The sequence below is a fragment of the Erythrobacter sp. genome, from assembly GCF_011765465.1.
Taxonomy (GTDB): domain Bacteria; phylum Pseudomonadota; class Alphaproteobacteria; order Sphingomonadales; family Sphingomonadaceae; genus Erythrobacter.
This window is the reverse complement of record NZ_CP050265.1, coordinates 1,441,685-1,460,557: the sequence shown is the minus strand read 5'-3', so window position 1 is coordinate 1,460,557 and position 18,873 is coordinate 1,441,685. Positions and strand designations below refer to the sequence as shown.

Below are 18,873 nucleotides of genomic sequence, written 5' to 3'. Positions count from 1 at the left end.
TTACCATTCCTTCACATCGTCGGCTGCTTCGGCGGATGCTCCTCGTGCATCCCGTGTTGTCCGATCAAGTGTTCTCCTTCTTTGTTCGATGCTTCGAGAGCCCTGATTTTGCCTGCGATTAACATCCTGTGCCATTTCTTCTCGGCCACTTGATGGATCTGCGAGAGAGCTCGGCACGCCGCCAAGGCGAACAGAACCGCGCACCCCGCTTGCGCTCCCGACATTGGGTCGAGCCACTGGCGCTGCATCAGGCAACACCAATTCGCTCGCAATCTCATCATTGAGGCCCTCAGCGAAGCTTTCCACAAACCGCGCCTGCAGTTGTTGCCCTTGCGCGCTCATCTGGAAGTTGGTGTCATCAAAGCGGGCTTGGCCATAGTAGTCGCGGTTGGCGTCGATCTCCGCCATGCCCCATTCGCGGTAGGCTTGGCTGAGGTTAAGAGTTCCCGCAGCATTGGCGCTTTCATACCAACTGGCCTGGCTCTCGAGCCGATTGGCGATCTCTTCCGCGCGCCGTGCTTCGATTGTGTAGCTATTCGCTTCTGTGAGCGAAGTTGTGACACCCGCTGCGCTACTCGAGACGAGCGCTTCGGAGCTTGAGCTGGTTTCTCGGAAGAAGCCTTCTCTCGAACTTGACCAATTCTGGCTTTCGGAAATCTGGCTGAGCGCATTCTCGATACGCGAGCGATCTTCTGAGGCGATTCCGATATCGCTGTCGGTCCAGCTCTGATTGCGCCCGCCCTTGAGTCCGAGGTTCCCTGCAACCGACCCGCGCTCTCCTTTGACGCCCAAACCGCCATCGCCATTCAGGAACCACGAAACCGTGATGTCGTCGGATGCACGGCGAGACAGGCCAAACTGCCGCTGCAAAGTGTTGGACGCGTTGTTGAGCTCACTGAAGGTTCTTCCAATGCTGTCATTGGTCGACGTTCCGCTGACCGTCTCGTTCGAGCGAGATCGGGTGTATGCATCGCGAAGCTCGCTGAACCGCGTGACCGCCGAACTGGTCGATTGCTGGGCGAGATTGGAGAAAGTCTCGCTCTGGCTGCGGCTCTCGCTCGCCATTGTCGACAGCCTGCTCGAGAAATCCTGGCCAAGCGTTGGCGTGAACGGATAACTCGACGTCGGCACCGTCGCGAATTCTGCCTGCGGAAAGCCGGTTGTCTGCGTGCCGCTCTCGCCGATTCCTCTTGTCTGTGCCGCTCCATAAGCGATGTTCGGTGCAAGGCTGCCTTGGGCGAATTGCCGCGAGAACACGCTCGAGTTCTCGAGATTGGTGTTGCCGAGCGAGACGTTGCCCGTGCTCGCTTCGCGTGCGGCTTCTTCGGCGGCATTCTGGCTCGGATTGAGGTAGCTCGTCGCCTGGCCCGAGATCGCCATGGCTCCGCGCGCAACGCCGCCTGCTAGGAAGGGGATCGAGGCGACGAGATAGCCTGCGAGGATACCGATATCGTTGTTGACGTCGGTCATGCCGGAGAACGTGGCGAGCGTGAGGCCGCTCGCGCCGCCAGCTGCCGCCACATCGCCTGCGCCTTTGAGCATCAAGATCATGTGGAGGATGACGAAAAGCGGTCCCCAAGCGGCGAGATAGAAGAATCCCGTGACATAACCTCTCAGCGCAATCGGTCCGGTCCTTGGCATGAGGAACAGCGGGAAAAGCACCGGGAAGAGCGCATAGAAGACCACCGTCAACACGACATTGAGGATCGGCACCCATTTCATCGCATTGTGCGCGATCGAAGAATAGGTTCGCTCGGTCTGGATGTCGGCGCGGGTCTGCGCGAACACATCGACGCTCGATGCGCCGCTTGCTCCGGCAAATCCGTGCATCGCCTGGTTCATCGCGTTGATCGTCAGCACCTGGCGAAAGATGCTGCTCGCATCCTTCGAGATGCCGGTGAGATATTGGTAGGCCACCGGCAGATCGGCGATGAGCTTGGCCTTGGCGAGCGCTTGGGTCTGCTTGGGATAGAGCTGGCGGCCGGCAATGAGCGTCATGTCGTCGATCATGCCCGCCCACTGGTTGGAGAGCGCGGTGTAGGCCTCCCGGCAGGTGACGATCGATGCAGTAACACTGTCATCGGCCTCGCGGGTCAGGAATTTCTGCGCACGCGCCGCGCTCCCGGGCGCAATGGTCGCCCAGATGTCATTGCTCTCTGACAGTTCCTTCATCGAGTAGTGACCCAGCAGCAGGTCGTAGAATACGCATTGGCGGACATGCTCGTCGAAATTGGCGGCGAACTCGGGATCGGCGATCCGCAAGCTCCGGGTCGCTTCGAGCAGGCGGGCTCCGTAGATCATGCCGTTCTTCGAATAGTTGAGATCGTCCGGCAGCCCGAACACGGTCTCGGCCGAACGCGTGAGGTAATCGCCCGCCTGGCTGGTGAAGCTCGCCATGAGCGCAAGGCCAAGCGGGACATTGGCAACCGTGGCCGGAGCAAGGCTTGGATTGACCCGGTCGGTGACCTGCACATCCATCCGTGGGACCATCAAGCACATGTAGATGAGCGTCGCGCCGAGGAACCAGTTGAGCCAGGCACGCCAGTTCTGGTTGAACGCGACGACGATCACCGCGAGCGCAAACCCCATCACCAGCGCAACCTGAATGAGGCTCTTATAGCCGCCTGCGCCGGTCCAAGCGGCAACAGCGTTGAGGACATTGACGATATATTCGCCGCCCCCGGTGGTGAAGATCTCGACCATCTATGCGCCTCAGGGGATGATCGAGCGCGATTGCAGGCCTCGCGACCAGTCGAGCGCCGCGGACATGGACGGCGACATCGAGGCGGCAAGCGCGTTCTCGATCATCGCGGTCTTCTCGATGATCTGCATGATCGCCGAGACTTTGGCCTGTCCGGTCGCCTGCCGCTGGACGAGGCCCGAGCGCACTTCGGCGACCTGGCCGCGCCATATGGCGAGCTTGGCTTCGTCGGCAGCGATGAAGCTCGCCATCGAGCGACCGGCTTCCGATACGATGCGGTCGAGGATCGCATAGAGAAGGTCGATACTGGCGATCTCGGCGAGCGTGTCGCGGTCGTCGGTCGGCATGCCGCGACCATAGGCGGCCTGGACGGTGAGAATCTTGTACAAGGGGACCGAGGCGACCTGCAGCAGTTCCTTCTCGGCATTGCCGATCGCGGTGTCGGTGCGGATGGCGTCGACCATGTTGCCGATGAGGAGCGCGACGCGCGGGCGGATCGCCTTGGCATTGGAAAGGCTCATTTGCTCGAAGGTGGGATTGAGGCAAAGATCGATCTCGTCGCAGCGGAAGACGCGCACCGTCTGGCCCTGCGTCCCGTCGAGCAGCGCGCTCACAAGCGTCGAGGAGGCATCGCCGGCGAAAGGCACAAACTTGCCTGGCTCGTCGTCCTTGGGCGGCACATAGATCACGGTGCCAATGAGCGTCATCGCGTATTCCGCAAGCTCGCGGTCGAAACTGCCGCCGGGGTTGAAGAACGCACTCTTTTTCAGGACGTGCCAGGTATAGTTGCGCGCCACGCCCGGATTGACGTCGGCATAGTCAGTGCCCGCGCCTTCATTGGTCGAGGCGCGCTGGCCGCGCGTGCCGCATCCGTGCTTGGCGGCGGCATAGTCGGAGAAAATACCTTCGGAGTTGCCGATCGCTTCGCAGATTGCCTTGTCGGCGAGATCGCCCTTGGGCCACAGGCCTCCGACCAGCCCCTGCGCCATTTCGCAGGAGTTGATCGAGAGGTTATTCATGAGCTGCGCCTTTTGGCTGAACTCCTGCATGATCTTGTTGCACTCGGGGCAAACGGTGTCGATCGCGAGGCTAAAAGCAAAGCCGACCGCGTTATTCGCCACGGCCTTCAGGAGCGCGACCATCTCGCTTGCATTGATGAAGGAAAAAGAGCCGGCGAAGATATCGATCCCGCCGCAGCCGGCGCGGGCTCGAGGGAGTTGAAGATTGGCGATATTGGTCGTCTTCTGCGGGAAGCGCGTCCAGACATTGCCGAGGCTGTAATAGCCCGCCGACTGGCCTTCGAAGGCGGTCGGGCCGGTTACATTGGCCGCAGCACCCATGTCGTCCATGAACCGGTCCATGCTGTCACCGACATTGGCTGCAACTGGGGACGCGACCAGGCTGGCAGCGGCGAGGGTCAGCGCTACATTTCGAATGCTAGTAATCATGTCCGGCTTCCTTCGAGGTGAGGAGGTAGATGCGGTCCTGGAGCTCGTCGGCAGAGAGCACGCCGTACCCGATCGGGATCGGTCGCTTGGTCACGCTGTCCCACAGCACAAGCGCCGGTGTGGCCTTGCCTTCGAGACCGAGTCTGGCGCGCTGGTTTGTTTCGACGCGGTAGTCGGGAAAGTGTCGCGAGGGACCGCCATCGGTCGAGATAGCGCGCACGGTGATGTGCCAGCGGTCGGCAATGCCTTTGACGATCGGGCTCATCACTTCGCACGGGCCGCAGGTGGCGCTGAAGAAATAGAACAGTCCGTAACGTTGCGAGAGCCGTGCCATGACGCTGTCGCGCTCGGCGCTGCGCGCATCTTGCCACTGCTTTTTGGCGACCGCTCCGACGGGGCGTTCGAGCGTGTAGTCGAGCTCGGGGTCCTGCCAGATCGCGCGTTGCCAGACGTCGGAGAACAGCGAGGCGCGGTCGAGCTGCGCGCGCTGGAAGCGGATATAGGCGGCGACGTTCGCTTCGGTCGGATAGAGGATCGCGCGCGCCTTCAACTCGCGCAGTTCGGAGGTAATCGCGTCGAGTTCTAGGCTGGCCGGGACCGGTTGGGTTTCGGGCTGTTGCGGCTCTTCTGCGGGAGAGGGTCTGACGCAGTAGAACCAATAGCCGAGCCTGCGCTCTTTGCAGTAAAGCGCATCGGCCGAGGTGGTCGATGGAGTGGCTTGCCGATCCTGGGCTTGGGCCGAGGTCGTGGGAAGAACGCTCAGGCTCAGGGCCAGCGCCGCCATGCGATAGATATGGGTCATTGGCCGCCCCTTGCGTAATAATCGTCGATCTTCTGCTGGATGAGGATGCTCGTTTCGAGTTCGTCGGGAAGTCGGGCAGCCTCGGTGAACTCGGCATAGACTTCGCTGAAATCCATGCGGGATAGATCGAGCTGCGCGAACTCGTCGAGCGTGAAACCCTCGCATTGTTCTTCCTTGGGCTTGTCCCAGGGTTTGGGAAGCTGTTTGCGGCCCTGTTCCTGGAGGATGCGCGAGAGCTTGCTCTCAAAGCAGCAATAGGCCTTCTTCTTGGTCAGGCAGACGCCGAGAAACTTGTCCGAGCAATAGGTCCCCACATATGCGCACAGCCCCTGCGCATCGCGCTGGTGGAGCAGCACTTCCTCGCGGTCGCAGCCGAGCGCGACCAAGAGGCTGATCCCCGGAATGAGCGGGAAACCCTTGCCCTTGCAGCAGTTGAGCACGCCGAAGACCTTGGACGAGCAGGTGTTGCGCGTTCCCCGGAACAGCGTCAGCGTGTTCGGATCGAACTGACCGCGCGCTTCGTCCATCGCATGGAGCGCGGTGACCGCATCCTTGAACTCGTCATTGGCCCTGCGCTCGATCGTCTCGCAACTGCCGTCGATGCAATAGACATCGCCATCGCAAACATACTGCGCCCCATTCTCGGTATCGGGGAGCGGGCATTCGTATATGCGCTCCCAGGTCTCGCAAGGCGTCTCTTCGGTGAGGCATTCCTCGCGGACAAACCGGCAGGTGCCCTGGCTTTCGATATCCGAGCAATCGGTTGCCGCTTCGCGCGAGGTGCAGGTGTAGCTGCGCTGCCATTCCCAGCAGGGCCGGGTGACCGAGACGCCATCGACCACGCGGGTTTGTGGATCTGAATCGGTGCAAATCTCTGCGTCGAGCGTGCAGTCGCCATTGTCGGCAAAGCCCGTGCACTGGCTCTCGTCTGGAACGGTGTCGACCGTGCTGTCGGTGGTTACCGCATAGGGCGTGTAACGGGCATCGGGCGCATCGCAGGAGATTTCGGCGATCGGATCGCCAGGCTCGGTGCAGTAGCGGGTAAACTGGTCCTGCCACCATTGCAGACATGGACCTGGGCGATAGCCGGTTATGCGGCACGAGCCGCCATCGAATGCGGAGCACCATGGAAGTCCCTGATAGATGCCGGTGTCGTTGCAGAGGTAATGCCATTGCTGGCGCTGGGTCACCTTGGCAGCGAGTGGAACCGCGCATTGGCCCGCCGACTGGTCGATCCGCGTGCCGGTGTTGCAGGTCGCGGTGTACGTTCCCGCCGAGCCCGAGCCGGGCGGCAGGGCAACGCATTTGCCCTGGCTGCCCGAGATCTCCATGCCGCTGGTGTAGTCGAGCGGCGTCTCGTTGATCGCGAGGCTTCGCGCGATCACGTCTTCAATGTCTTGCCTGTCGAAACGCGCGCGGTTGGCGATGCTGTCGCGCATCGCGCGATAGCCCTGGTGTCCGGTGGCCGCCGCCCCGGCATTGCTCTCGATCCGGTCGGGATTATCGGCGAGCGTTTCAAGGTCGCGCACTGCGTTGCGATCATAATTGGGGAGGGTGGATGCGTTGGGCTGCGACCTGGCGGCTGCCTGCGCTTCGCTGCGCAGGCTTTCGCCAAAGGCCTTTCCCTCGGCCCGCGCGTCCTGTTGCTGCGCGGAGAGGGGCGCGGCGACGGCCAGAAAGGCAAGCAGTCCAAGGCGAAGCGATTGGGTGGGTCTCATGGCCGCTCTCCTTCGAGGCGGCGGAGATGCATGCGTGCGAGCTGCGCGCCCGGACCGCGTCCCGAAGCAAAGGTATCGAGCACTTCGGCAACGCTGATATTGCCTGCAATGCGGTCGTGCGGCGGGATGATATCGCTGCAGTTGAACCCGTCGCAGGGGGCGAAGTCGCTCGCGATCATAACGAAGCTCGGCGCGACCTCGATATCGAAGGCGCGGAACAGGCGCGGGTCTATCCCGAGCGCACCGGCCTCGCTACCATCGCTCCAGATCGCAGCGATGCGCTTCTTGAAGCGCGCGCTGTCGCCTTGCGGGAATCCGCGCAGCACGGTGACGCCGCCGGCTCTCGAGACATCGCGCACCAGTGCCTTGAGCGATGGTTCGGGCATTCCCAGCGAAGCGAAGGCAATGAACCGGGGCGTCTCGCCCATCGCTGCCAATTCCGCATCGGCCTGAGCGCGGATCATGCCATCAAGATCGAGCGGGCCGGTATCCGCAGTCGCTTGCGCCGTTTCTGCATAGGCTGTGCGGTTATCATAGGCCGTTTGCTGAGCGGCGCGCGCGTCTTCTGCCAGCGCATCGGCCTTGGTCCTTACCGACGTGGCGAGCGCTTCGGCATCGGCAGTATGCTCACTGGCGCGAGCGCGGATTTCAGCAAGATCGAGTTCGGGCGAACTCTCCTGCGCAGACGCGGCGGCAAAGGCGGCGGCGGTTGCAAGGCTGATAGTGACGAGCAGGGGGAAGGCGTTTCTCATAGCGCGCAGCAATTCCTCTTGCGCCAGACGAGGTATCCCATGTCTTCGCCGATGGCGGGAATGACCTGTCCGGGGGACTGGAAGGTGGTGGAGGCACCGATGGGCGGGCAGGCGTAACGGCCCTTGGTTGCCGGATTGGGATTGGTGGCCTGGAAGCGGTATTGCTGCTTGCGCATCACCGGCATCAGATATTTTCCGCAAAGACCTTTGGAGCCCATCGTGCCCCACGAGACGAGTTCGCGGTGGAGCTTGTAGGCAAAGCGCGAGAGCACGAGCCGCGAGGCCTGGACGTGTCCGATCGAGGCCGAGACATTGCCGTTCATCGGATACATCGAACCCTGGCAGCCTGCGCACCAGAACATTTCGTCGAGCGGCAGGTTAGCGGTCGATGCAGCGCAATCCGCCGCGCAGGCGGCGAGCGCCAGCGGGTTGGCGAAGAGAACCGCTTCGGGGTTGATGATCGCGGTAAGCTCGCTGTCCTGCCACAACGGATCGATCTCGGAGATATAGAGGATGTCGATCGAACCCGGCTCGAGGCACAGGAAATCGGCAACGATCTCCATCCAGTAGATCAGCGGATAGGCGTACCAGTGGACGTGCCAGCTCGAATAATACTGACTCGCGCCGCCCACCGCCGAGGGACCCGAGATTGAGCGGAAGCCGATATCGAAGCCGGGATCGAGCTTCATCCCGCCCAAATTGACGAAGCACCACGGCTTCATGCTGACATCGGCAAGCCGCACCGGCTCCCAGAACCCCATCGCGATGCCGGGCCGGAGCCCGCACAGACACACGGGCAGGTCGGGGTTGTCGGGATCGGGACGGTTGCTCGGCCAGATCTCGAGCCCGCCGACAGATATCGGGAACAGGCACGACCAGCAGATGTCGGTGATCGGATTGACGAACTGCCCGGTGCATTTGCCCGGACCGGCATCGGCTGAGGCCGGTGAGGAAAGAGCGAGCGACAATGCCGCTGTAACGAGGATGAGGAAGGCGCGGATGCTGCTCATGGCTGGGCCTTTCGGGGCGGCAGCGCGATCTCGCTCACTTCGAGGACGCGCCCGTTCTGGCGCACGCGCGCGGGGACGGCCTTGATGCCAAATTTCTCGGTGAGCTTTCCGCGCTGGTCGAAATAGAAGCGGCGCTGGCGGGCCTTCATCAGCTCGAGCGGTGCGCCTTTCACGAGGATCAGCTTGGCATTGGCGTCCTGTCTCAGTGCCCAGCGGATCTGCGCCGGATCATCGCCGTCGAGGAACAGGAGGTCGGAACGTAGCTTGACGCTGTCGAGCGGATTGACCTGCGTTCCGGCAGCATGGATCAGTTCGCCTTTGGCGCCGCGGATATCGGCGGCAAGCGTGATCGTCGGATCGAACGGCCAGCTGCGATTTTCGCTCGCGCGGATCAGGCCGCCGACTGGGTCAGGCCGGTTGACCCGCGCGATGGTGCGTCGCTTCAATTCCTGGTTGAGCCGGGCAGTCTCGCCCGAGGCTTCCATTGCGGTGAGGCGCGAATGTATTTGTTCCAAGAGGTCGCGCTCGATGACCGGGAAGACCGCGCCGCGTTGACCATAGTCGCGTGCCTGAAGGCTTGCCGGGAGTGCAGCGAGGAGAAGTGCACCCAGCGGAAGGAGGGAACGCATCACAGGATCGCCCTCCCGCTGCCGAGGATTTGCCCGCGACACACGAGCCCGATCTCTGCGTAGCGGCTGTCGAGGCCGCGCGGATGGCCCGTTCCGGTGTAGTAGCAATTGTCCGGTATCGCGCCTTCGGGACCGCGCGTGAGCGGAATGCCAAGGCGGGTGACCTCAAGCCGCGTCGCGACCTTCTTGCCATTGATGAACACTCCATCGTCCTCGTGGCGCACGATATCGCCGGGCATGCCCAGCACGCGCTTGCCGAACATTTGCGGTGCTTGACCGAAATGTGTCTCGACGAGTTCGCTTCGCGGCGGCTCGAAGAATATCAGGCTACCGCGCGCGATTGGTGCCTTTTTATCGAGCCAGAAAGCCCAGTTGGGGAGGCTCGGGCTGGCATTGATGAGGAAGGCGTGGTCCTTGCTGAAAGCATCGAGCGGTGCCCAAGCAAAAGGCAGCAGGACGAGGCCGGACAGAAGCAAGGGGCGGCGCAAGCGGAGTCGCAGTCTCATGGCTGCTCTCCATCTTCGAGTGTCTTGGGATCAAGCTTTTGGGCGATACGGCGCTCGAGTTCGGGGGTCGCATCTTCGGCGGCCCCTGCAAGAACCGCTTCTGCCATCAGCAGCACGCGGCCATCGTTCCCCATCTCGGCAACCGCGTTTTCCGCAGCCTGGAGGTAGGCAAGGCTTGCGGCCTGAACCGCTGCCGGATCGGCATCGGCGCGCGCGGCCTCCTCGACGAAGCTTCCGATGGTTTCGGCGAGGCGGACGGTGACGATGCGCTGCTCAGGAGAGCTGGCGATCTCGCGCGTCACCCAGGCGCCCCAGAGCAGCGCCGCAACCAGGGCTGCGGTGGCTACCAGTTTGAGAGCGAGCGAATGCGAAGTGTGGACCTGATCAGACATGGGCAGGGTCTCCTTCATTGAGGCGGCGATCGAGACGGCGCAGGAAGGCGGGCATGCGCAGCAAGGCAAGGCCTCCGGCGGCAATGAGGAATGCGATCTGGAGGTCCTGCGCAAAGAAGCGGCGCGCGATCGGTTCGGCGGTGTGGTAATGGTCGGCGAGGTTGCCGAGCTGAGCGAAAAGCAATCCCAGGTCCCAGCCTGCTACAGCCAAAAACACGAACAGCGGCAGGCCGAGGACCAGAAGAAGCGTGGTAACTGCGAAGCCTGTAGTTTCGATCAGAACGAGACAGGTGCCCTGAAACAGCTCCAGCCAGTCGATGGGTTGACGATCAGGCCTTGCCGTCATTGGTGTCGGGAGCGGGACGCGGTCTACGAGCGTGGTGGTTTCGAGCGTCATTATGCAGCTCCTTCCACACCTGCGACCAGCGCGACCGCGCGCTCCAGTGGCATCCCGCTTTCGACATGGCGGTGGATCTCGGCATAGGTGTCGGGATCGGAGGAGAAGATGGTTGCCGAGAGCGGATCGAGCACGAGCCGTCCGACGGCCTCCATCTCCGGACCTTTCAGATAGATCTCGCTGTATTCGGTGCCCGAGCGCTTCAGGCTGCGGATCAGCGTCTCGGTCCGGTCGTCCATGTCGAGCCGCGCTTCCTTGCGGAAATCGGCAATGGTCTCGGGCTTCTGCTGGAGCACCAGCATCCAGTCGCTGTTTTCAAGCGCGGCGCGCGCGCCATCGGACTTGTAATAGTCGTTCAAGGACTGAGTGGCGGTCGCAAGCGCGCCGCCATATTTGCGCGCGGTGCGGGCGTAGGTCTCGACGAACTCTCCCATCGAGCCGCCCTTGAGCATGGCCCAGGCTTCATCGATCAGCAGCAGTTTCTTGGTCGCGCGCGAGCTGCGCGTCATCGCCTGGCCGGTCATGAACATGATCGCCGATAGGACGACGCTTCTGAGTTCCTCGCGGCTCGCAAGGTCGCTCATCTCGAACACGGTAAAATCGTCTTCGAGCGCGAAACTTGCTTTTCCCGAGAAGAACCCGGCATAGCTCCCACCGCGGCAGAAGGGCGCGATCGCGGTGGCGAGATCTTTGCCCGCCTCGTTGTCGCTAGAATGGAGGGCATGCGCGACATCGTCGATCGCGCCGCCGCTGCCGAGCGCTTCCCACACCTGCGTCACCGCCCGGTCGATGAGGCCGCGTTCGGTGTCCGAGGGTGCTGCACTCGGCCGTGCCATCTGGCCGACGATCGCCTTGATCATCGCAAAGCAATCGAGCCGGTAATCCTCGTCCTCATGCGCGCGGGCATCATCGACCATCGAGAAGGGGTTCAATGAGAAGCCCGAGGCAAGCGTGAACTCGACGAAGCGGCCACCCTGCAATTTGACCGAATGCTCAAAGCTGCGCCCGTCATCGATCACGACAACCTTGGCGCCGGCACCGCGCAAGGCAGTGCACAGCTCCTGCAGCAGCACCGACTTACCCGAGCCAGACTTCCCGCAGATCGCGATGTTGTGATTGCCTGCCTTGTTTTCGAAGGGTGACCAGAAGAAAGGCTGGCCGCGTCGTCCAAGAAGCAGCAGATGCGGTATCTCGCCTCCGAGATACTCGCCCTGCATCGGCGCGATGTTAGCCGCCGTGGTCGAAAGCATCGTGCGGAAACGCTTGAGACGCGCCATGTCGTGGACGAGCCCGTCGGCAAGGCTCAAGGGAAAGGCGGCGACGAGACCTTGCAACTGCAGGAAACGTTCGTCGGCAAGATCCCATCCGGCCGCCTTGTAGATCGCCTTGACCGTGCGCTCGTGCGCATCGCCATCGCCCAATGGCGAGATTGTCGTGAGCCCGTAGAACAGCTTGACCAGTTTCTTGCCAGCCTGGAGCTCGGCCTGGACGTGCTTCCATTCGGCCGATTGCTCGGAAAGCTTTGGGAGGAAGCGCGCGCTCTTGGTCTCTGAAAGACTGGTGGTGCGCATGAACTTGTAGCCCGCGCGCGCGGCTGCGGCTTCCTGGTCTGGATAGTGCAGACACAGCATGGTCGCGGCGGGGCAGGGAAAGCGCAGCTTGTCGGTGAACATGTCGCCGATCAGCCGTGCGCATTCCCACGGTGCCCAGCGCTCGGGCGTCGAACGCACGCCGTAATGGCGCACATCGAAGCGGTCGGGATAGCATTCGCCCATTTGCGGTACGCCATCGCGGCCACGCCCCGTTTCGCGAAAGCGCTCGGTGCGCAGGATCAGCCGGTCGTCCTCGACTTCGAGTTCGATGTCGCGCCGGATGGCCTGGGCATCGAGCGTGTCTTCCCGGTTCCAGTGTGTGCGCTCGGGTTCGCGCGCTGTTGTCGGCGAGGTCAGCTCGTCAACGAGTTCGAGGAGACCCGCCGGCTCGAGTGCGTTCGACGCGAGCCCTAAGGAATTGAGCATTCCCATAAGCCCGTCGCGGCATTCGGTCAGCTCTGCATCCGTGACATGGCCCGGAACCGGGACACCGAGCGAGACGATCAGGCGAACATGGCGCGCGTGAAACGGTGCATGCGCCGAGCCCGATTGCCAAACGAGATCGTAGAGCCGGCCCACGCGCGCTTTCGCGATGGCTTCGTAGATGCCGCCCTGTTCGTAGCGCGGTCCAAACCACGGGGCCACGATCGCCCCGATCCTGGGCGACGCAAAGTTCAGGACTTGGAGGCAGGCCCCCTGCGGCAGGCTCTCGGAAAAGAACTGGCCTAGTATTTCGCCGGTGCGCTCGTCCGCACCGATCAGCGGGGTCACTTCTAGGACGAAGCCCTTCGAGTGCGCGTTGCGATAGATTCCGGGTCCCTCGTCGAAGACTCGGTAGGCCAGCCAGTCCGACAGCATGTCGAGCGAGAAGTGGGCCTGCGGATGGTCGGCGCGCTTCGCGTCCCCGAACAGTCCGGAGAGCAGCGCATCGCGTGCAGAAGCAAGCGAGAGGTTCATCGCGTCTCTCCTTCAGACGTAACAGGGTGGGGCACCCGGCCCGGGGAGGGGGGACGGCCAGGTGCCCCTTGGTCCGGCGCCGAAGCGCCGGGCAGCTCCGGCGCACCCTGGGAGGGGATAACCAGGACGTCCGGAAGCTGCTGGGGGAGGGAAGAAGGAACGGTGTCACCGCCCGTTGCGTCACCGGTGCCGGTTGTGCCGGGCGAGTTCTGACTGGTGCGGCCGAGCGCGCGCAGGACATCGCCGGTCGAAAGCGGGGCTCGCCAGCTCGATGCAGATTTCTCTGCAAGGGGCACGTGGACCACGCGCGCTTCGTGCTCGCGCCCGTTCGCGTCACGCCAGGCTGCGAGAACGACGCGCAAGGTGCGACCATTCGTAGCTAGCGTGGAAGAAGCCTTCGTGCCCTGTGGTTGCAAGGCTTTCGTCGCCTGCTCGTCGATCGCAGAGGTAGGTGCGCAGCTACCTTCGGGTGCGCGGCAGGCGAAATCGCCTTTGACGTTGCTGCCGAGCGTCGTGCAGCCGCCGATTGTCAAAGCAAGGCTTGTCAGCGCGCCGAGTTTGATGAGGCGCGGGCTCATTGTTCAGTTCCCGGCTTGGCGCCTGCGAACTTCTTCAGCGTTGCCGCATCGCGGTAGCCGTGGAGGACTGCGCCGTCGCTCGCGCGCACAATCACCGGGGTTCCGGCAAAGCCATTGGCACGCGCGAAGGCTTCGTTGGCATCGAGCGCCTCGCCAGCGTCGCAATCGGCCTGGGCCGAAGGTGCGCGCCCGGCATAGGCAGCATGGAGCGCCCTTGCCTTGTCCTTGGCGCAGAGCACGCCTTCAGACATTCGCCGGCTCGATGCGCCGAAGATCGAGATCGGGCGCTCCTCGACCAGCACGCCGGCCTTTTCGAGCTCGCCGGTCAGCCGCTGGCAATAGCCGCATTGGAAATCGGAGAAGACAACGAGACGCGGCCCTTTGCGGTTGCCCCAGACGACCGCGCCATCCTTGGGCAGGCCTGAGAGGTCCACCCTGGTTTTCGCGGGCGAGGTTCGCGGTTCGGGAGAACGCGTCTCCGCACGGCCTGCCGCCCGCGCTGCCCCGGCAGCGAGCAGGTCCGGATTGAGCTCGAGCAGCCGAGCGGCAGTGACGTCGCGACGCTCTTCGAGGTCGTAGAGACGCCCGACGAAAAGATAGCGGGCGGCCTCGTCGATATAGAACAGGCTCTCGCCCGAGACGACTTCGCACCACGGCGCGAATGTCGTGCAGTCGAGCGCGTCGATCGGCGTCTTGGGCAGGCGCAACTTCAAGGCCTGTGCGACATCACGCGCAATAGCAGCCTGAGCCGGCATGGCGGTGACCACCGCAACGCCGCTGGTAAGCAGCGCCGCTGCGCTGGCTGCGGCAAGCGAGAGGTGGGCGAAGCGGGACTTCAGACCCGGCCGGAATTCGTTAAAGTTCATTGAGAAGTGCTCCTGACATGGACGCCGTCGAGGAAGACGATCTCGACTGCGATGCCGGTCGGCATCTCGACGACGGGTTGATACTGTTCTGCGCGTTCGATGAGGTATTTGCTGACCGTGTCGGCCGCTTCGCCCGCGCCCTGGCCGAAGCCGCCTGCAAGGATGTCGGTGGGGGACAGTGCCTCGCGCGCGCCGTCTTCGCCGACACGCCCTGCAAAGACGCCGTTGGCGTTGGCCGAGAAACCGCGTCCGAAGCCGCCGACGATCCCGGCGAGCAGAGCCTGGCTGACAAGACTGCCTTCGCGGCTGACGACGCGGCCGCGCACGCCGGACTTTCCGGCAAAAGCGATGAACCCTTTGACCTCGCTGACCGCGTAGCGACCGCCGGGCTGCGCGCAGGTCATGCGTACGAGCTTGACGTAAACCTTCTCGGACGAGAGATCGCCGCGCGCTGCGCCATTGACCAGGCAGCCGGTTAGATCGGTGGTAAGCAACCGATTGCCCTTGAGCACCGAGCGTGCAGGTCCGGTGATGCGCAGCACCACGGGAAGCGGATCGCTCTGGCTGGTGACGCCTGTCGATGCGTCGACGCCGACGATTACGGTCGCAGGCGCATAACTGTTGGGCGGCAGGTAGTCGCGGCTTGCCTCGAGCAGCAGCAGCGGCGAGCCATCGCTCGATCTCGCATGTGAAGCCTTCGCTTTCTCGCTCTCGAAGCTCAGCAGGCTCGCTTTGGGTTCGGCCAACGCTGTGGGATCGAGCGTAGAGGGCGGAAGGCCTGCCTGACGCGGATCGACAGGAGCAACCGGTGCGGTGGGCGGATTGGCCCGGACGGTCTCGAGCTCGCTGCGCAGCACCGCATTCTCCGCCGAGATTGCATCGATCGCCGCCTGGCCATCGCTCAGCATCCGCGCGTTCTCGCCGCGCAGGGTTTCGAGCTCCTGCTCGATCGCGCTCTTGGGAAGCTGGCTTTCCTGGAGATCCTTGATCGCCTTTCCCTGCGCGTCGAGGCGGTTGCCGTAGGTGGCAACGAACTCGCGCTGTGACAGATTGCGATTGACGAGGCCGCCGGTATCGATGGTGGTTGCACCGCCCTCTTCGCCGTCCTGCGCGTCCTCGCCGCCGAAGATGAACATCGACCCGGCGATCAGAGCGACTGCACCAATTCCGCCGAGCAATAGCTTCTGTCGCTGCGCGATCGCGGAGTTGAGCTTCGCGCGCTTGGCGTTGCCCTGGTCTTTGGCGCTTTGGCCTCCTGAGCCATGCGAGCTGTTGTCGGCCATTAGTCGAGCCCTCCCTTGGCGAAGACGAGGAAGGCTTGTGTCGTCTCTCCGGGAGCAAGCGCGTCGCGGCCATAGGCAAAGGCAAGTGCGCCCGCAGGAGCCGCTCGCTCGCCGGCAAGATCGATGGGTTCGGAACCGAGGTTGCGCAGGGTGAATGCCTGGCCAGTCAGCTCGGCGCCTTCGTATTCGGCGACTTGCTGGACCTCGAGACTGCCCGTCCGGCGCGGTCGTGAAAGTGCAGCCCGTGCGCGAAACCCGGGCAGCACCGCGTCATTCGCCATGGCCTCGATCAGGCGAAGCGTGGCGTCATCGCGGCTCGGTGAGCCTTCTTCCCAGTCGGCGGCCTCGGACTTGGCAAGGGCCGGATTGGTGACGAAGAGCTGGCTCGCTTCCTCACCCTCGACGCGGCAGGCAAACTTGTACACATGGCCCGCGCTGCTGGTCGCGAAGAAGCTGACTCGGACGCTCGCATATTGCGGCGGCACCGAGACATAGATGTCACCGCGCACCGGCTCGTGGGTGACTTCGAAATCGTTGTAGGGAAAGCCGCTCGCCATCTTGGACACATTGGCGAAGCCGTCTTCGACGAGCGCGATGCGGGTGAGCGCACCGCGCGCCAGGACGCAGTCGATCGTTGCGCCATCGGCGGCCTCGAAGAACTGGTCCGCCTGGGCTGGCGTAGCAGATGCGAAAGTCAGTGCGGCGAGGGCGACGCTGGTCAGTGCGGCCGGGAAGGGACGGGCAAGGAGACTCATAGGTCTACCTCCTCGGTGGTGTTGGGAAGCTGGCGGAAACCCGAGAGGCCGAGACTGAGACCGCGGCGGTTCCAGGTGAATTCGAAGCTGCGCTCCTGGCTCGCGATGACCTGTGCTCCGACGAAGGTCTTGAGCGTGCCAGTGACAGTGGAGGTCAGCGCCTTTGTATCGACGCGCATCGAGGCGATGACGAAGGCTTGGCTGATATCCGAGCCTCGTTGTTCGTCGACAATCTTGACGAGCTCGGCCTTGAGGTGGCCGCGCGAGGCCGGATCGGCCACCTTCAGGATTTGCTCCATCCAGTAGTTGAGACTTTCCGGCGCGCGGTTGAGGAGCATCAGCGCGGTGTCGCGGGTGACGAGCTCGAGATAGTGCGTTTCGATGCCGCCGCTGCTGAGCGCGATCCGCTCGGACGTGACTGGAACAAGCACGAGCGTTTCGTCGCGCGTTGCCGCCGCGCCGACTGCGAGCACGGTGGTGAGACCGAGCACACCGGCAAGCGCCGCAAAGCGATTGCGCTGCTTCAAATGTCGCTGCGCTTCCTCGTAGGCGAATTCGTGGTTCATGGATGTCCTCCCTCAGCCTGCGAGCAGGCGGCAATGGGAGGGCGGCGTGGCTTTCAAACCGAGGAAGCTCCCCGGCAGATACCAGTAGGCAGCGTGCACCAGTTTCGACCCTGCACCTGACGCCTTCGCCTTTCGAAGGGCAAACCAGGTAATTCCAGAAAGGACCGTGCCGATGATGATGTGCTGTGCCAGGATGCCCCAGGCGAACGGGACAAGAAGTCCCGCAAACTCGTCGATGGTCCAGAAGCCGATCAGTTCTGGATCGTCGAGCCGCCGTGGAACGAGGTATGTGTTGGCCATGCCGCCCTCCTGTCGAGACCTGCGATCAGATGGTCGCGGTCACGACCGAGGTGACGATCGGAACGCCGGTGCCGACACCGATGCCGACGCCCACTGGCACGGCTACCTGTCCGAGCGCGAAACGGCCTGAAGCAAGCGCGATAAGGCCGCCGGCAAGGCTGAGGACGGTGATGATCTTGCCGCCTGAGCCTTCGAGGAAGTCGGTAAATTTCTGCAGCGCAGGGTCGAAGGTCGTATCCGCGCCGGCATAGGCTGCGCTGGCGCAGGCAAGAGCTATGGCAGCGGGAAGAAAGTAGTCGCGGGCGCGAACGCTGTTCTTGTGGTGTTGCGGAAGGGTGCTTGCTTTGGTCATCGAGGAACTCCGTTTCAAACATTGGCAGCGATGCGTTCGCTGTATGTTCTTTCCTCGATCCAAAGGGAGGGTGTAGGAAACTCCGATCGTGACTGGGCCGATCAATGACCAGGCGAAAAGCGACAATTTTCCGCGATCGGCTGCGAATTGCGCTCTCAGGTCGTGGTCCTGCATCTCGATGACCGAGATATGCGCCGCGAGTGACGGGTATTGCGCTTTGACGACCGGCTTCTGCGCGAATCAAGATTCGGCGACGATCCGCCTCATCCTATAAGTTCTATCTTTGTTCTTTTCACTTTCCTACAGTCTTCCTGCTCGGTTAGCGCGACTCTTTAGTTGAGCAATCCTTAGGAAGGTCCATTGGTCAGTCCCGACAAGTCCGCAGGCAAACAACTGCATGAAGGTCTCGCCAGCTTACTGGCTGCCACTGTCTCGAACTGCGGCAAGACTCGCATCGAGATTGCCCGTCAAACATCAATCCATAAGGATGCGCTCCGCCGCATCCTGACCGGCGAACGGGCAGCCTCACTTGCTGAAGCATCGCACATATTGAACGCCTGCGGGGTCGATCCGAAGCTGTCGCTTGCGCTTTTCATACTGACCGACGCGGACCAGGCGATCCAGTGGATCGATACCGAGGTCGGCGACTTCCTCGGCGCATTCTTTACCGGACTACCCGTCGCCTTGACCTGCGAACTCGGCTCAAGGCTGCAGGAAGTGCGGCCACGCTGGGCGAAGGGAACAGCGCAAAGGCTCGCACGCCTCCTCTCCGATCACATTGATGATCTCGAACGAAGAGACGCACTCTATATCGAGAACGTCAACGGGAGGGTCGATGACTAAACCGGAAACTCCACTCTCGGGCGGTCCGGCGAACGCCGTTGACTATGTTGCGGAGCCATCAGAGCGGCTGTTGCGCCTTCCTGAAGTCATGGAGCGCGTAGGCCTCAGGCGCACAGCTATCTACCAGAGAATGAGGGAAGGGCGGTTTCCGCAATCGAGGTCGCTCGGGTCTCGCTGCACCGTCTGGGTGGAGTCCGAAGTCAACGACTGGATCGCTCGTATCAAAAGGTCTTGAAAGCGTCTGGACTGGGCTTGCTCCTCTATCGAGCTGACGCATCAAGCCATGGCTAAGTTTAGCCTCGTATAACGCGCACATTATCCGGATAATTCCGGTTTCACAAAAATCAGGCAACATGTGCGATTGCCATATCGAGCCGCGATACGGATCTTATTTCGATCGGAATTGCGACAATCTATCCCAAACAA

The 18,873-nt window shown here is 62.6% G+C and carries 20 protein-coding genes; 2 read left to right on the top strand and 18 right to left on the bottom strand.

The window, feature by feature from the left end; all coding sequences use genetic code 11:
• From G9473_RS06920 to G9473_RS06835, 18 genes are read right to left on the bottom strand one after another with little or no spacing between them, the layout of a single operon-like run.
• On the bottom strand, window positions 1–2,703 hold the full coding sequence (locus G9473_RS06920; protein WP_291137641.1) for a conjugal transfer protein TraG N-terminal domain-containing protein: 2,703 nt from the start codon (window positions 2,701–2,703) through the stop codon (window positions 1–3).
• Between the two features lie 9 nt (window positions 2,704–2,712).
• Complete coding sequence (locus G9473_RS06915) at window positions 2,713–4,149, bottom strand: conjugal transfer protein TraH (protein ID WP_247271589.1); 1,437 nt, start codon at window positions 4,147–4,149, stop codon at window positions 2,713–2,715.
• Entirely contained in the window at window positions 4,139–4,951 is an 813-nt protein-coding gene (locus tag G9473_RS06910) for a conjugal transfer protein TraF (protein WP_247271588.1), read from the bottom strand. The genes G9473_RS06915 and G9473_RS06910 overlap by 11 nt, the downstream gene beginning before the upstream one ends.
• Window positions 4,948–6,669, bottom strand: coding sequence for a conjugal transfer protein TraN (locus tag G9473_RS06905; RefSeq protein WP_247271587.1), 1,722 nt, complete (start codon window positions 6,667–6,669; stop codon window positions 4,948–4,950). The genes G9473_RS06910 and G9473_RS06905 overlap by 4 nt, the downstream gene beginning before the upstream one ends.
• Entirely contained in the window at window positions 6,666–7,421 is a 756-nt protein-coding gene (gene trbC / locus G9473_RS06900; protein WP_034953493.1) for a type-F conjugative transfer system pilin assembly protein TrbC, read from the bottom strand. Before trbC ends, G9473_RS06905 begins: the two co-directional genes overlap by 4 nt.
• The gene (traU, locus tag G9473_RS06895) at window positions 7,418–8,431 is read right to left on the bottom strand and encodes a conjugal transfer pilus assembly protein TraU (protein ID WP_034953496.1); all 1,014 of its coding nucleotides are present in this window, start codon (window positions 8,429–8,431) and stop codon (window positions 7,418–7,420) included. The genes trbC and traU overlap by 4 nt, the downstream gene beginning before the upstream one ends.
• A complete protein-coding gene (gene traW / locus G9473_RS06890; protein WP_034953499.1) occupies window positions 8,428–9,060 on the bottom strand; it encodes a type-F conjugative transfer system protein TraW in 633 nt (210 codons plus the stop codon). The genes traU and traW overlap by 4 nt, the downstream gene beginning before the upstream one ends.
• Window positions 9,060–9,566: a S26 family signal peptidase gene (locus G9473_RS06885; RefSeq protein ID WP_367159711.1), complete on the bottom strand. Its 507-nt coding sequence runs from the start codon at window positions 9,564–9,566 to the stop codon at window positions 9,060–9,062. Before G9473_RS06885 ends, traW begins: the two co-directional genes overlap by 1 nt.
• Entirely contained in the window at window positions 9,563–9,958 is a 396-nt protein-coding gene (locus G9473_RS06880) for a TrbI F-type domain-containing protein (RefSeq protein WP_223073032.1), read from the bottom strand. The genes G9473_RS06885 and G9473_RS06880 overlap by 4 nt, the downstream gene beginning before the upstream one ends.
• Entirely contained in the window at window positions 9,951–10,355 is a 405-nt protein-coding gene (locus tag G9473_RS06875) for a hypothetical protein (RefSeq protein WP_034953502.1), read from the bottom strand. Before G9473_RS06875 ends, G9473_RS06880 begins: the two co-directional genes overlap by 8 nt.
• Window positions 10,355–12,904 (bottom strand): type IV secretion system protein TraC, encoded by a 2,550-nt coding sequence (gene traC, locus G9473_RS06870; protein ID WP_291137627.1) that lies wholly within the window; start codon window positions 12,902–12,904, stop codon window positions 10,355–10,357. Before traC ends, G9473_RS06875 begins: the two co-directional genes overlap by 1 nt.
• Complete coding sequence (locus tag G9473_RS06865; RefSeq protein ID WP_247271585.1) at window positions 12,901–13,482, bottom strand: hypothetical protein; 582 nt, start codon at window positions 13,480–13,482, stop codon at window positions 12,901–12,903. The genes traC and G9473_RS06865 overlap by 4 nt, the downstream gene beginning before the upstream one ends.
• Window positions 13,479–14,348: a DsbC family protein gene (locus tag G9473_RS06860; RefSeq protein ID WP_223073036.1), complete on the bottom strand. Its 870-nt coding sequence runs from the start codon at window positions 14,346–14,348 to the stop codon at window positions 13,479–13,481. Before G9473_RS06860 ends, G9473_RS06865 begins: the two co-directional genes overlap by 4 nt.
• A complete protein-coding gene (locus G9473_RS06855) occupies window positions 14,345–15,631 on the bottom strand; it encodes a TraB/VirB10 family protein (RefSeq protein WP_034953506.1) in 1,287 nt (428 codons plus the stop codon). The genes G9473_RS06860 and G9473_RS06855 overlap by 4 nt, the downstream gene beginning before the upstream one ends.
• Window positions 15,631–16,386: a type-F conjugative transfer system secretin TraK gene (locus G9473_RS06850; protein WP_291137618.1), complete on the bottom strand. Its 756-nt coding sequence runs from the start codon at window positions 16,384–16,386 to the stop codon at window positions 15,631–15,633. The genes G9473_RS06855 and G9473_RS06850 overlap by 1 nt, the downstream gene beginning before the upstream one ends.
• Window positions 16,383–16,952, bottom strand: a complete 570-nt coding sequence (locus tag G9473_RS06845) for a type IV conjugative transfer system protein TraE (RefSeq protein WP_291137615.1) — start codon at window positions 16,950–16,952, stop codon at window positions 16,383–16,385. Before G9473_RS06845 ends, G9473_RS06850 begins: the two co-directional genes overlap by 4 nt.
• Before the next feature lie 12 nt (window positions 16,953–16,964).
• Window positions 16,965–17,252, bottom strand: a complete 288-nt coding sequence (traL, locus tag G9473_RS06840; protein ID WP_034953510.1) for a type IV conjugative transfer system protein TraL — start codon at window positions 17,250–17,252, stop codon at window positions 16,965–16,967.
• A gap of 25 nt (window positions 17,253–17,277) precedes the next feature.
• Window positions 17,278–17,604 (bottom strand): TrbC/VirB2 family protein, encoded by a 327-nt coding sequence (locus tag G9473_RS06835; protein WP_034953512.1) that lies wholly within the window; start codon window positions 17,602–17,604, stop codon window positions 17,278–17,280.
• A gap of 360 nt (window positions 17,605–17,964) precedes the next feature.
• On the opposite strand from G9473_RS06835, the gene G9473_RS06830 reads away from it, so the two are divergent.
• Together G9473_RS06830 and G9473_RS06825 are read left to right on the top strand one after the other, a co-directional pair.
• Window positions 17,965–18,447 (top strand): helix-turn-helix transcriptional regulator, encoded by a 483-nt coding sequence (locus G9473_RS06830; protein WP_291137610.1) that lies wholly within the window; start codon window positions 17,965–17,967, stop codon window positions 18,445–18,447.
• 88 nt (window positions 18,448–18,535) lie between these two features.
• Window positions 18,536–18,682, top strand: a complete 147-nt coding sequence (locus G9473_RS06825; protein WP_234715834.1) for an AlpA family transcriptional regulator — start codon at window positions 18,536–18,538, stop codon at window positions 18,680–18,682.
• The last annotated feature ends 191 nt before the right edge of the window (window positions 18,683–18,873 follow it).